The sequence below is a fragment of the Enterococcus silesiacus genome (genome assembly GCF_001886225.1).
In the GTDB taxonomy this organism is placed as follows: domain Bacteria; phylum Bacillota; class Bacilli; order Lactobacillales; family Enterococcaceae; genus Enterococcus_L; species Enterococcus_L silesiacus.
The window spans coordinates 56,349-69,821 of sequence record NZ_JXLC01000004.1 but is presented as its reverse complement, the minus strand read 5'-3'; the positions used below and the strand labels follow the sequence as shown (position 1 = coordinate 69,821).

The window sequence follows — 13,473 nt, the reverse complement described above, 5'->3', positions numbered from 1 at the left end:
GTTTAGACCTTGAGCGTTAATAGAAAAAATTATAGCGATGCTTTTCATCGCGAATTTTAGTCCATTAATGCCGATAGGTTTAGCTTGTGAAACTGGATTGGTATAACCAATCCAAACTATGCCACACTATAAAAAGAAAAGGATGTGCTTTTCCATGCGTAAACCAATTATCGCTGGTAACTGGAAAATGAACAAAACTGCTTCAGAAGCGAAAGCTTTTGCAGAAGCAGTCAAAACAAAAATTCCTGCAAATAGTTCAGTAGATTCTGTTATCGGTTCTCCTGCTTTATTCTTACAAGAATTAGTAGAAGCAGCTAAAGGAACTGAATTAAAAATCTCTGCACAAAACTGTTACTGGGAAAACTCAGGTGCCTTCACTGGTGAAACATCTCCAGCAGCACTTGCTGACTTAGGTGTTGACTATGTAATTATCGGTCACTCTGAACGTCGTGAGTATTTCCATGAAACAGACGAAGACATCAACAAAAAAGCGAAAGCAATCTTTGCAAACAACATGACACCAATCTTCTGTTGTGGTGAATCTTTGGAAACCTACGAAGCAAGCAAAACTGCTGAATGGATCGAAGGCCAAATCACAAATGGTTTAGTTGGTTTATCAAATGAGCAAGTATCCTCAATGGTCATTGCTTATGAACCAATCTGGGCAATCGGAACTGGTAAATCTGCTGATGCAAACATCGCTGATGAAATCTGTGGTGTGGTACGTTCAACAGTTGAAAAATTATACGGTAAAGAAGTATCAGAAGCTGTACGTATTCAATACGGCGGTTCTGTAAAACCAGAAAATATTGCTGAATATATGGCAAAAGAAAACGTTGATGGTGCTTTAGTCGGCGGAGCAAGTCTTGAAGCTGAATCATTCTTAGCTTTGTTAGATGCAGTTAAATAATCACGGCTTATAACAATATACGCAACCAATAGAATAATCTATGAATTATGCAAAAAATGTTTGCATAGCGCGCGTTTATTCACTACAATCATAATTAAGGGAATCGAATCCCCTTAGTATAAAACAAACTCAAAGGAGAGACAAAACATGTCAATTATTACTGATGTTTACGCACGCGAAGTCTTAGACTCACGCGGTAACCCAACAATCGAAGTAGAAGTATACACTGAAAGCGGTGCTTTTGGTCGTGGAATGGTTCCATCTGGAGCTTCAACTGGTGAATACGAAGCAGTTGAATTACGTGATGGCGACAAATCTCGTTACTTAGGTAAAGGGGTTGTTAAAGCAGTTGACAACGTTAATAACATCATCGCTGAAGCAATCATTGGCTACGATGTACGTGACCAAATGGCTATCGACAAAGCAATGATCGAATTAGATGGAACTCCTAACAAAGGTAAATTAGGTGCAAACGCTATTCTTGGTGTTTCAATCGCTGTAGCTCGTGCTGCTGCTGATTACCTAGAAATTCCTTTATACCACTACTTAGGCGGATTCAATACTAAAGTATTGCCAACTCCAATGATGAACATCATCAATGGCGGATCTCATGCTGACAACAGTATCGACTTCCAAGAATTCATGATCATGCCTGTAGGCGCTCCTACATTCAAAGAAGCATTACGTTATGGTGCTGAAGTATTCCACGCATTAGCTGGAATCTTAAAAGCTCGCGGTTTAGCTACTTCTGTAGGTGACGAAGGTGGATTCGCTCCTAACCTTGGTTCAAACGAAGAAGGTTTTGAAGTAATCATCGAAGCAATCGAAAAAGCTGGCTATGTACCTGGTAAAGATATCGTTCTTGCAATGGATGCTGCAGCTTCAGAATTTTACGATAAAGAAAAAGGTGTTTACGTTTTAGCTGATTCAGGCGAAGGCGAAAAAACAACTGAAGAAATGATCCAATTCTATACTGACTTAGTTGCTAAATACCCAATCATCTCTATCGAAGATGGATTAGATGAAAATGACTGGGATGGCTTCAAGAAAATGACTGAAGTTATGGGCGATAAAGTTCAATTAGTTGGTGACGATCTATTCGTTACAAACACAACTAAATTAGCTGAAGGTATTGAAAAAGGCATTGCTAACTCAATCCTAATCAAAGTAAACCAAATCGGTACTTTAACTGAAACATTTGAAGCTATTGAAATGGCTAAAGAAGCTGGCTACACTGCAGTTGTATCTCACCGTTCTGGTGAAACAGAAGATTCAACAATCTCTGATATCGCTGTTGCAACAAATGCTGGTCAAATCAAAACTGGTTCTCTAAGCCGTACAGACCGTATTGCTAAGTATAACCAATTATTAAGAATTGAAGACCAATTAGGCGAAGTTGCTGAATATAAAGGTTTGAAATCTTTCTACAACTTAAAAAACAAATAATTTTAGTTGATTATAAAGTAAAAAGGGACAATTGATCATCTGATTTCTTCTCCTTATACTCATACGTAAAATCTCCTCTTGCGAAAGTAAGAGGAGATTTTTTACATATTTAACAAATCAGTGCACTCAGTTATAATTAATAGACCATAAGATTATTTTAAAGGAGATGATAAAAGTGGGAAAATTTTTAAAGGTTGTATTCTTCTGTTCTGCTTCAATTTTTTTAGCTTCTTGTAGTTCCAAAGAAGCAACAGTAGACGATTCAAAAAAGCGAATTGATGAAAGTTTAGTACAGATATTAGCTGGCTCATGGAAAGCAAATAGTTATGATTATGGCGACTATGAAATTGTTTATGATAAGAAAAGTTTGATGTTTAATTCAGAGAAACTAGAAATTGAGTACACTGAGGGAAGCAGCGTTTTTACACACCAAGCAAACGACAAAACATTTCATTACATTTTTGAAGTGAAAGAAGAAGCTGTTATTGTTTATCCAAGGTATGAAGTCGAGCAAAGTGGAAATGAACTATTATCAGGTGGAGATTTAGCGCCAATCGAATTGAAAAAGGCGCGAACAATATCTCAAGAAAGTATTTTAGGACGCTGGAAGTCAGTAGAAACAGATTTTCCAGTGTATCTTCAAGTAAGAGCTACTTTTGATCCTAATAAAGTGGATTTACTAATTGCAAAAACTGAAAACTTAGAGGATGTTGAAACGATTCCATTGACCTTTGAAAGTGGAAAATCTGAGTTGATCTATTTAAATGAAGATAAGACGATTAGATACAGCTTTTCTTATTACAAAGAAACACAAATGATTCTTAGTTCGTCCACAAATAAGGAAGGCGTAGAAGGAACCGCGCGACCATGGATTTTAGAAAGAGCCGCTGATTAACAAAAAGGCACACTTCTATTATCAAAAAGAAAAAATCGGTGCTATACTAAAAAGAAAACAAGGAGGACCTACTATGAAGCAATCAGATCTCCAAGTAATAATGAAAAAACAGCGCACCTTTTTTTATTCAAACCAAACAAAATCAATTTCTTTCAGAAAAGAAAAGCTTGAGCAACTATTAACAAATATACAAAAGCACGAAGAAGATTTCTACTGGGCCTTTGAAAAAGATCTAAAAAAGTCTAAAGTAGAAGTCTATGCAACGGAGTTAGGGTTAGTTCTCTCTGCAATCAAAGATATGTTGAAGAACCTTGATAAGTGGACGAAACCGATCAATAAACCCAGAGCAATCTCTTCTTTATTAAACAAAAATACAGTTTTTTTAGAACCTTTTGGAACAGTTTACATCATTGGTCCGTTTAATTACCCACTTCAATTGACCTTGGTTCCTTTGATCGGTGCGATTGCGGCTGGTAATTGTGCGGTCGTAAAACCATCATCAAGAACGCCTAATGTCGCCTCAGTGATTGGTGCTGTTCTTGGTGAAACATTCGATGAAGAATATGTTAAAGTGCTCTCACCTCATTCAATTGATAATGCCTCAGTACTAAAAGAGCGCATGGATTTCATCTTTTTTACAGGCAGTACTAAAGTTGGAAAAATCGTAATGGAAGCAGCAGCGAAACACTTGACGCCGGTTGTCTTAGAGCTTGGCGGAAAGAGTCCTGCAATCGTTACAGAACAAGCGGATATCGAGTTGGCGGCTGAACGAATTATTTGGAGCAAGTTATTGAATACAGGTCAAACATGCATTGCCACTGATTATGTGTTGGTAGATGAAAAAGTTAAAAAGCCGCTGATTACGGCTTTAAAAGAAAAAATCGTCGAATTTTATGGAGAAAATATTCAAGACAATTCCGATTATGGCCGTATTGTTCAAGGGTCAGCGATGGCTAGATTCATCCAGTTAATCGATGAAAATCAACAACATCTGATTTATGGTGGAGAATATGATCAGAAAACCAGATTTATTGCACCTAGTTTGTTTGATATTGACTTAAGCCGAGAGAATAGTCTGATGCAAGAAGAGCTATTCGGACCACTGTTACCGATTTGCACGTATCAACAATTAGATGATGCAATCAGGTTCGTTAAAGAAGGTGAAAAGCCGTTAGCGCTCTATTTATTTTCAGATGATCGAGCTGTTCAAAAACAGATTTTACGTGAGATTTCTTTTGGCGGTGGTGGAATCAATCAAACCATTCTTCATGTAGCTAATGATGATCTACCTTTTGGCGGAGTAGGCGCATCTGGGATCGGCAATTATCATGGGAAATATAGTATTGAAACATTTTCTCATAAGAAATCAGTTGTTTTTGGTAGAAAAGACTCTATGGCAAAATTGATTTACCCTCCCTATGACCAGAAGAAATTTGATTGGATAAAGCGTTTGTTATAAACTGGGAATGTAATGGATAAAAAACGTAAAGTGCAATACTTGTAAAAGTGCACTTTACTTTTTTTTATTTTCCTTCTTTTCTTGTACGAATACCCTCAATGATAAATTGGATACCTGTTACTAAAAATACAACCAGTCCAGAGAAAATGAATAAGAAGCCTATCGGTAAAAGATAAAAATTTTCATGTAAAATCCCTGAGGCATCAATATATTCTACTGAATTTGCTTTGATAAACAGACAGGCACAGCCAAAGAGCAGCAGAAAGGCGCCAATCAAGGTTGTGATCATGTTTAATTTTGCTCGTCTGGTTTTGCTGGTATCCTTGATTAGTTTCTCAGTCATATTATTCACGTTGTTTCCCCCTAAAATCAATTCATCAAGCGAAATATGAAAAATACTAGAAATTAGGATCAACAGTTCAAGGTCAGGAAGATTACGATTATTTTCCCAGTTAGATACTGCTTGTCTTGTTACATTTAAACGGATCGCAAATTTTTCCTGCGTAAGCTGATTTTTTAATCTTAAGTCTTTGATCTTATCTCCAAATTCCATAATGTAAGTTCCTTTCGTTGATGTATCTTAAGCATAAAGTGAAGTTTTGTTCTATTCAAGAAAGCATTGCTTGCAAGGTTAGTAAAACAGAAGGAAAGCGATCCTTGCGTTGTGATTTACCCTAGGTAAGTACTGTTTTTTTGTGCTAAGTAGATTTATTTTATGAGGCAAATTTTTTTCTGTAAGCAAATTATAGCATCGATTTTTTTAAAATTGAAATGAGAATCACACGATGTATTTTCTGATGCAAGAGTATTGTGTAAACTTCGTTAGAAAAAAAGGACTTGAAACGCATATGTTTTTTTAAAAAAAGAATTATTTGTTATACTCAATGTAATGAAATGAAAGGAGGAAAATTTTATGAAAACAAGAGCTGAACTAAAAAGCGAAGCAAAAGGAATTTTACGTGGCCGCTGGAAAGATAGCTTATTAATGTGTTTGGTTCCAACATTAGTCTCAATTGCAATTGCACTTTTGTTATTCTTTTTACTAATCATACCTATTATCACTTTTACTCAAAATAATCCAGATATCTTAAACAGTACTGCAGACTACGAAGGAAACTCTGGTGGCGGCGGTGGTAGTTTTGTTGGAGGAATCATTGGCGCAATTTTCAGTGCTGGAATTTCTTGGACATTCCTAGACCTTTATAGAGGAAAAAGACAAGAAATTCGTCCATTCTCAGACGCTTTCCGTGGCTTTGCCGGACCTGTTGTTTTAGGTATCATCGGTATTTTTGTCTTAATGTCTATTTTCATTACGCTATGGTCATTATTACTGATTATCCCAGGTATCATCAAAGGTTACTCTTATTCACAAACCTATTTTGTTTTTTACGATGCCTATGAAGAAACGGGCGTACGTCCAGGGTTTCTAAATTCGATCACTCGTAGTAGACAGCTTATGAAAGGCTATAAAGGTCAATTATTCTTATTAGACTTGAGCTTTATCGGTTGGCATATCTTAGCCCTTTTAACACTAGGAATCGGCTATTTATGGCTAACACCATACATCACTGCCACAAAAGCTGCATTCTATGAGAATTTACCAAAAACAACAACTGTTTAAAGTGATGAAACCAGAAGTTTTCTGCTTCTGGTTTTTTTATTTGGGGAAAATCATATGTCGAGCGAATTGTTTATAATTTGTTTATATTCTTGTTAGCAGCTGTTTACATCCACCTCTTATACTAAAGGTAAGCAATAAGAAAGAGTTACCTAATTATAGGAGGGAGAAAGAAATCATGAACAATAAAAAAATCATCGTAGGAGTATCAAGTTTAGTCTTATTATTAGCAGGTTGCAGTGTTGGAGCACAAGAGTCTGTAGGTACCAAAGGCAGCAGTCAACTGCAAACAGAGCAATCAAAAAGTAATAAGGATAAAAACAAAGGGGATAAACTAACGAAAACTTTAGGCAAAACCGATTGGCAAGGGACAAAAGTTTACGACAAAGACAACAATGATTTAACTGCAGAAAATGCCAATTTTATTGGTTTAGCAAAATATGATGCTGAAACGGGGCGCTACGAATTTTTCGATGCTAAAACAAGTGAGAGCCGTGGGGATCGAGGGACGTTTTTCATTACAAATGATGGAACAAAACGGATTTTGATTTCTGAGACAATGAATTATCAAGCCGTTGTCGGTCTAACGGAGCTGACAAATAAAAAATTCACCTACACAAGAAAAGGCAAAGACAAAGCTGGAAATGAAGTAGATGTATTTGTTGAACATATCCCGTATAATAAAACTGAACTAGCCTTTACGGAAAAAGAAAAACCACTAGACACCACAACAGGAAAAATTGAAACAAAAAAATCTGGTGCTGAAATTTTAGGGGAAACGTTATGGAATGGTACTAAAGTTGTGGATGATGCAGGTAACGATGTAACGGCGTTTAATCAAAACTTTATCAGTTTAGCTAAATTTGCAGCTGATACAAATAAATATGAATTTTTCAATTTAGAAACAGGCGTTAGCCGTGGCGATTTTGGTTACTTTGATGTCTTGAATCACAATAAAATCAGAGCGCACGTATCGATCGGCCAAAACAAATATGGTGCAGCTTTAGAGTTGACGGAACTGAATGATAAGAAATTTACGTACAAACGTATGGGGAAAGATCAATCCGGCAATGACATCACAGTATTTGTAGAGCATGAACCTTATACGGGTGATTTTCAACCGGAGTTCAGCTTCTAAGCTGTTTTGAGTAAAAGCAATTGTTCCCCTAATAAATGAACCAAAGGAGAAAAAAATGACAATAAAAAAACGATTTCTCATTTCATATATTGGGGGCATTGCAATTGCTTGCCTTTCACTTTTTTCAATTATTTGTATTGTATTTTATGTAACGACAGGGAAAATACCCAGTCCAGCAACGTTGTATAAAACTTTTACAGAACAGCGTTCATTGAGTCCAGAAGAAGAACTAGCCTATATCAAGCTGCGTGGGATAGCGAAATCTGATCCAGATCAACTATTGACGCCAGAGTCTGAATTAAAGCAAATGATCAATCAGTTTGAACGTGAATCATTAGGTGTAGTTGTGCGCAAACAAGAAAACATCGCCTATTATTCTCAAGATTTAGTAGAGAAATCATTGATTGTTCATTTTCCTAAATTTGACGCGAATAACATCGAAACAAGAGGAACCATTGATAATGCAGGTCGCTTGTATCGCTATATGAAATTTGATTTTTATTTTAGTGATCAAGTCCCAGGTAGTCTATTAGTCTTGAAAAAAGAAAATAACTTTTTAGAGTTTATGACGAAATGGGGCGTATTGGTCATCGTAACGATTTTACTTGTGGCACTTAGTGGATTACTTTTTTTAAATTATTTATTGAAGAAAACGGTTATTACTCCTTTGGAAAATCTAGGTGCAGGAATGTCTGCGATAAGTGATGGTCAATTAGAAACGTCGATGACAAAACCTGTCAAACAAACGGCAATGGAAGTAAAGCAGTTGACGGATGATTTTGAAAAAATGCGAGAAGCTTTGATTGATTCAACCGAGGAACAAGCAAAACTTGAAAATAACCGCAAAGAACTTGTAGCAAGTATTTCTCACGATCTTAAAACACCGATCACCTCGATCATTGGTTACGTGGAAGGCTTGCTGGATGGTGTGGCAGATTCTCCAGAAAAGAGAGCTAAATATTTACAGACGATTCATACCAAAGCTCTTTCATTGAATGAATTGATCGAAGAACTGTTTTTATATTCTAAACTAGATGCAGCGGCAATTCCTTTTCACTTTGAACGTATTGATGTCAAGGAATTTTTAAAACATATCATTGAGGAATTTCAGCTGCAAGACAACCAAGTTTCGCTTCAACTATCTAATCAACAAGCAGGCCCAAGCTATGTGTTAGCGGATCGCATGCAGTTAAATCGAGTCTTCATCAATTTGATTGAAAATAGTATGAAATTTAAAGCGATTGATCGTCCACTCTTCATTCAAATCGATGTTTCTGAAAATCGAGGAATGGTAGCAGTCCGTGTAGCTGACAACGGTCAAGGCATTTCAGCGGAACAATTGCCGTTTGTGTTTGATCATTTCTATCGAGGTGAAGAGGCGCGGCCGACCAATACTGGTGGCAGTGGTTTAGGTCTTGCAATCGTTAAGAAAATTATTGATATGCATGATGGGCAAGTCGAGATTGAAAGTACGCTAGATCATGGAACGATCGTCACGATCCTATTAAAAAAAGCCTGAGGAGGACAGCCTAATGTCAAACAAAGTATCACGTATTTTATTGATCGAAGATGATGCAAGTATCGCAGAACTGCAAAAAGATTATTTAGAAATCAATCATATGGAAGCTGAGATCGCAAGTGATGGACTGGTTGGTCTAAATCGGGCGCTGAATGAACCATTTGATTTGATCGTAATCGACATCATGTTGCCTTCAATGGATGGCTTTGAAATTTGCCGACGAATTAGAGAAAAGAAAAATATCCCGCTTATGATCGTTTCTGCTAAAAAAGAGGATATCGATAAAGTCAGAGGCTTAGGGTTAGGTGCAGATGATTATATGACTAAACCATTTAGCCCAAGTGAATTAGTGGCTCGCGTAGAAGCTCATATCAAACGTTATCAATTACTGACTAGAACAGATCAAGCCAATGATACGGTAGAAAGCGGTCAAATTATGATCGATAAAAGTGCTCGTAGAGTGTTTGTTTTAGGCGAAGAGATTATTTTTACGACGAAAGAATTTGATTTATTGCTATTTTTTATGGAACATCCGAATCGAGTGTGGATGAAAGAACAGTTATTTCGCCAAGTTTGGGAGATGGATGAGCTTGATAGTGATATCTACACAGTTGTTGTTCATGTCGGCCGAATCAGAGAAAAGCTAAAAAAAGGGAAATTATCTGAAATTCCGATAGAGACTATTTGGGGCAGCGGTTATCGCTTTAATGCTTGAAAAAGAAATAAAAGGAGAAAATCTATGAAAAAAAGCTATCTATTTGCTGTTTTCATTTTGTGCAGTATCATTGGTCTTTCAGCCTGTAAGCCGGATCAAAGAATAGAGACAGAAGCTTCCAGTACATCAGTAAGACCGCCACTTGTTAACGAATCATCCTCAGAGTCAGAAGCTGTTTTGCCAAGTGAGGAGACGAAGAATGCAGGAATCAATGATCTGTCTTTTGAAGATACTTCATATAACTATGATGTGGTGACAGGTGCTACTCAAACAACTTTTGGTTCAAACCCAAAACCTCTTTACACTTATGAAGAAAAGCTCAAGAAAATGTTTTGGTCAAATCAGCCTCCGCTAGGATTGATGGAAGGTAACTATTTTGCCAATGATGGTTATTTTGACGTGGGGAATAAAGGCATTGTTGAGATTATTACCGATGATACGCAGAAAATCATTAACGTTGAATTCAATGAATATGGTGCTGAAAATTATTACGCATCAAAATATGCAGGAGCGAATAAACGTCTTTCTGATTATGCGTTCTTTCAAGCCCAAAATCCAAGAACCGACACTACTTTAGTAACGGTCGTCAACGGAATCACATTTGTAGAAAAACAAATGCGCGAAGAAAATCGCATAACGGGAAATTTTGAAACCGTCAAAGGCTCCTCAACTACTGCAAGAGAAGGCTTGATGGCAATTGCAGCAGAGTTAGCAGAAGAAATTAAACAACCATCTAAAACGAAATATATCGGTTATGCTGAAGATTTTGGCAATGGCCTAATCGGAAGAATCCAATTGACTGTGACGGATGGAACAATCGACAGCGCACGTTATGACGAATATTTTGCAGATCAGCCTGAAAAAATTGTTGCAGATCATCTGAAAAAATATTATCGGCAATCAAAATATTTCTCTTTAGAATATCATGAAGAAACAAAAGATGATTTTATAGCATTTTCTGACCATTTGACTAAAGCAATCGTTGATCAACAGACACTAGTGTTTGAAAACAGCGAATTCACAAAACATCCTTCATTTGCTTCGTATCAAAAATTAATCGAACATATTGAACGTTAAACGAACGCAACGAATGTTTCGACACACTTTTGACATATTTTCATTTTATACTAAATAAAAATAAGTTAGGAGCGATTAGATATGGGTTATTGTTCAAATTTTTTCAGTGGAGGTCGTGGCATGATGCGAGGTGGGATGTTTGGTATGGGATTATTGTGGTGGGTCTTGGTAGCTGTTGTGATTATTGGCGCTGTTTATTTTATGAAAAACAGAACAAATCAACAGATAAACACAAGCAACCCAACGCAAACAGAGTCAGCTCAACAAGCGGCTCGCCCGTCAGCATTTGATGTGCTGGATGAGGAATATGCTAAGGGGAATATCACAGAAGAAGAATATGTGCATAAAAAAGAAGTGCTTCGAAAATAAAAATAATATAAGTAACTTCTATAAAACAATTTTTTGAAAGTCAGGTAAATAGAAAATTTAAATTCAGTAAAAGATGACTTACGATAATAAGTAGGTCATCTTTTTATTTTTGTCTTAGTTCTAAAAGGTTCCTGTTCTCCTCACACCAATTTCCAAATACTTCATAAATAGGCAGAAGACTCCTTCCAAGTTCTGTAAGCAAATATTCTACTCTAGGTATAATTTCGTCGTGTTCTGTCCTAGAAATAAGCCCGTCCTTTTCTAAATCTTTCAATTGAGCTGATAATATTTTATGACTGACTTCAGGAATTTTTCTTTTTAGTTGCCCATATCTAATGTTATGATTTTCACTCAAGTGATAAATAATTTGTATTTTCCATTTGCCACCTATCATAGTTAGCAATTGCTCTATATTTTCAAAACCATAATCTTTAACAGTGCATTTATTTTCTTTTCCTGTTTTCAAATCTTATCCTCCACTAAGTACTTACTTTTTTGTGCGTAATTGTGCTGTTCATCTTTTTATTATATACTCAAACCAGTTAATAAAGAAGGAGAATATAATGCTAGAAATACTAACAGTAGTTATTGCAAATAGCTTTTTCCTTAAAGCTTTATTGCATCTACTATTGATATCTAGGCTTCTTTTCGGTGAATATGTTATTGGCGGAAAAATGTTGTCCTACCAATTAAAATGAGGATTATCAGTAGTTTACTCTTATTCATTAGGGCGATTGTTAGTATTAGTTATCTTAACGATAGGCAATTGATCCATATCCAATATTGAAGCAGTTCAATAGAAGCTTGATAGCCTTAATCACTATCTTCCTTTTCTTTGCCGTTATTTCTAACTATTTCTTAACGAAAAGGGAGAAGCAGCGCAACGTTATGACGCTATTTAGCCTGGTCATTTTTATGCTTAGCTGTATAATATTGTTCTTGTAGTTTCTTGTGATAGACCTCGAAATATAATATATCATTTAAAAGGGAGAACGTAATGAATTTAATTAAAAATAGTAATATCGCAATTGCTTTTTTACTAGAAATATTTGCTATATTTATTTTAGGATATTGGGGATTTACTCTTCAATCTAATAAAATTATTCGTGTTACGGTCGGTTTGTTAGCACCTGTGTCAATAATTGCTATTTGGAGTATTTGGTGTGCTCCATCTTCAAGACATCGCCTTGAGGGATTATGGCTTGTAGGGCTTAAATGTTTACTTTTTGGAATTATGGTATGTTGTTTACTTAGTATGAATCAGCCTTTTGCAGCAATCTTTTTTGGAGTTATGGTTATCATTAATCTTGGGGCTAGTAGGTATTTTGGAACACTTTAACCTCACTATTATGTATAATTTATACTTGATTAGGTATTTTGTTTTACTAAATATGTTATAAAAGAAACAAAGATTTTGCAATCTTGTTTCTTTTTTTGTCGTCATCTCAATTTGTGATTTTTTGTTATACTAAACTTAGGATCAAGAATCAAATTGCATAATATATAAGGAGTCATCAAATGGAAAAAAAGTACAAAACAAGTCAAATATTTAAGATAATGGGGCTATCAAGAGATACCCTGCGGCACTATGAAAAAGAGGGGATTATTGCACCTACAAAAGATAAAGATAATCATTATAGACAATTTCAATTTAAAGATATATACACGCTATTAGTTACAGGATTTTATAAAAAAAGAGGATTAACTTTAAAAGAAATTAAAGAAGTAAAAGCTGGATATGACGCAGATCAGCTACAATCGCTGTTGATTAAAAAACAGCAAAAATTACGAGATAATATTAAAGAACAGGAACGCATGATTAAAGAAATCGAGCAGACTTTAGCGTTTACAGAAATGTTTGAACAGCATTTAAATAATTTTACGATCCAAGATTTCCCATTTTTTGAGGTCAGTAATGAATTTTCTGATTTCCACAATATTGATGAATATTATGACCTTGTGCGAGATCAAAGCCCTTTGAGAGACTATCCTTTTTCAAATTTAATTAGATTGTTTAAGTTTGATGAAGCTGGATTGTTAAACACCAAGATGTTAATAGCTGATGAGAAAAGACCATCGTATATACTAAATAAAAATAATACAAAAAGCTACTCCAAATGTGTTTATACAGTTGTGGAGGATGGAGAATACAAAAATCAAGATGAAGATATCACAGAAGATATTATTAGATTGTTTTTAGATTGGGCAAAACAAGAAGGGATTGAGCCAATAGGTGAGGCTTATGGTAGGACTCGATTAATTACGTACTGTGATCAAAAGGAACGAATATTTATTGAGGTTTTTTTTCCAATAAAATAGGCTATTGA

General features: G+C 35.6%; 14 protein-coding genes. 12 read left to right on the top strand and 2 right to left on the bottom strand.

The genetic code is table 11. From position 1 onward, the window contains the following. The first annotated feature begins 154 nt into the window (after positions 1-154). From tpiA to RV15_RS03890, 4 genes are all read left to right on the top strand, one after another. A complete protein-coding gene (gene tpiA / locus RV15_RS03905) occupies positions 155-910 on the top strand; it encodes a triose-phosphate isomerase (RefSeq protein WP_071876750.1) in 756 nt (251 codons plus the stop codon). 147 nt (positions 911-1,057) lie between these two features. Further along, positions 1,058-2,356: a phosphopyruvate hydratase gene (eno, locus tag RV15_RS03900; RefSeq protein ID WP_071876749.1), complete on the top strand. Its 1,299-nt coding sequence runs from the start codon at positions 1,058-1,060 to the stop codon at positions 2,354-2,356. Between the two features lie 175 nt (positions 2,357-2,531). Further along, on the top strand, positions 2,532-3,251 hold the full coding sequence (locus RV15_RS03895) for a hypothetical protein (protein ID WP_071876748.1): 720 nt from the start codon (positions 2,532-2,534) through the stop codon (positions 3,249-3,251). Positions 3,252-3,324: 73 nt separating this feature from the next. Next, positions 3,325-4,710 carry an aldehyde dehydrogenase family protein gene (locus RV15_RS03890; protein WP_071876747.1) on the top strand — a complete coding sequence of 462 codons (1,386 nt, stop codon included), beginning with the start codon at positions 3,325-3,327 and terminating at the stop codon, positions 4,708-4,710. Between the two features lie 64 nt (positions 4,711-4,774). Here the strand turns inward: RV15_RS03890 and RV15_RS03885 are convergent, their stop codons facing one another. After that, on the bottom strand, positions 4,775-5,263 hold the full coding sequence (locus RV15_RS03885) for a DUF3955 domain-containing protein (protein ID WP_071876746.1): 489 nt from the start codon (positions 5,261-5,263) through the stop codon (positions 4,775-4,777). 360 nt (positions 5,264-5,623) lie between these two features. Between RV15_RS03885 and RV15_RS03880 the strand changes: the two genes are divergently transcribed. The 6 genes from RV15_RS03880 (at position 5,624) to RV15_RS03855 (ending at position 11,146) form a co-directional block, all read left to right on the top strand. Next, positions 5,624-6,331 carry a DUF975 family protein gene (locus tag RV15_RS03880; RefSeq protein WP_071876745.1) on the top strand — a complete coding sequence of 236 codons (708 nt, stop codon included), beginning with the start codon at positions 5,624-5,626 and terminating at the stop codon, positions 6,329-6,331. Positions 6,332-6,506: 175 nt separating this feature from the next. Further along, positions 6,507-7,466, top strand: coding sequence for a DUF4822 domain-containing protein (locus RV15_RS03875; RefSeq protein ID WP_071876744.1), 960 nt, complete (start codon positions 6,507-6,509; stop codon positions 7,464-7,466). Positions 7,467-7,521: 55 nt separating this feature from the next. Next, positions 7,522-8,985 (top strand): sensor histidine kinase, encoded by a 1,464-nt coding sequence (locus RV15_RS03870; protein ID WP_071876743.1) that lies wholly within the window; start codon positions 7,522-7,524, stop codon positions 8,983-8,985. A gap of 13 nt (positions 8,986-8,998) precedes the next feature. Continuing rightward, positions 8,999-9,700, top strand: coding sequence for a response regulator transcription factor (locus RV15_RS03865; protein ID WP_071876742.1), 702 nt, complete (start codon positions 8,999-9,001; stop codon positions 9,698-9,700). A gap of 24 nt (positions 9,701-9,724) precedes the next feature. Then, positions 9,725-10,777 (top strand): hypothetical protein, encoded by a 1,053-nt coding sequence (locus tag RV15_RS03860; RefSeq protein ID WP_071876741.1) that lies wholly within the window; start codon positions 9,725-9,727, stop codon positions 10,775-10,777. A 120-nt stretch (positions 10,778-10,897) separates the two neighbouring features. Next, a complete protein-coding gene (locus tag RV15_RS03855) occupies positions 10,898-11,146 on the top strand; it encodes an SHOCT domain-containing protein (protein ID WP_245791230.1) in 249 nt (82 codons plus the stop codon). A 103-nt stretch (positions 11,147-11,249) separates the two neighbouring features. Here RV15_RS03855 and RV15_RS03850 read toward each other — a convergent pair whose 3' ends face one another. Continuing rightward, entirely contained in the window at positions 11,250-11,612 is a 363-nt protein-coding gene (locus RV15_RS03850; RefSeq protein ID WP_071876739.1) for a winged helix-turn-helix transcriptional regulator, read from the bottom strand. A 531-nt stretch (positions 11,613-12,143) separates the two neighbouring features. Between RV15_RS03850 and RV15_RS03845 the strand changes: the two genes are divergently transcribed. Beyond that, the gene (locus RV15_RS03845) at positions 12,144-12,485 is read left to right on the top strand and encodes a YrdB family protein (protein WP_071876738.1); all 342 of its coding nucleotides are present in this window, start codon (positions 12,144-12,146) and stop codon (positions 12,483-12,485) included. Between the two features lie 179 nt (positions 12,486-12,664). Continuing rightward, positions 12,665-13,465: a MerR family transcriptional regulator gene (locus RV15_RS03840; protein ID WP_071876737.1), complete on the top strand. Its 801-nt coding sequence runs from the start codon at positions 12,665-12,667 to the stop codon at positions 13,463-13,465. Positions 13,466-13,473 lie beyond the last annotated feature (8 nt).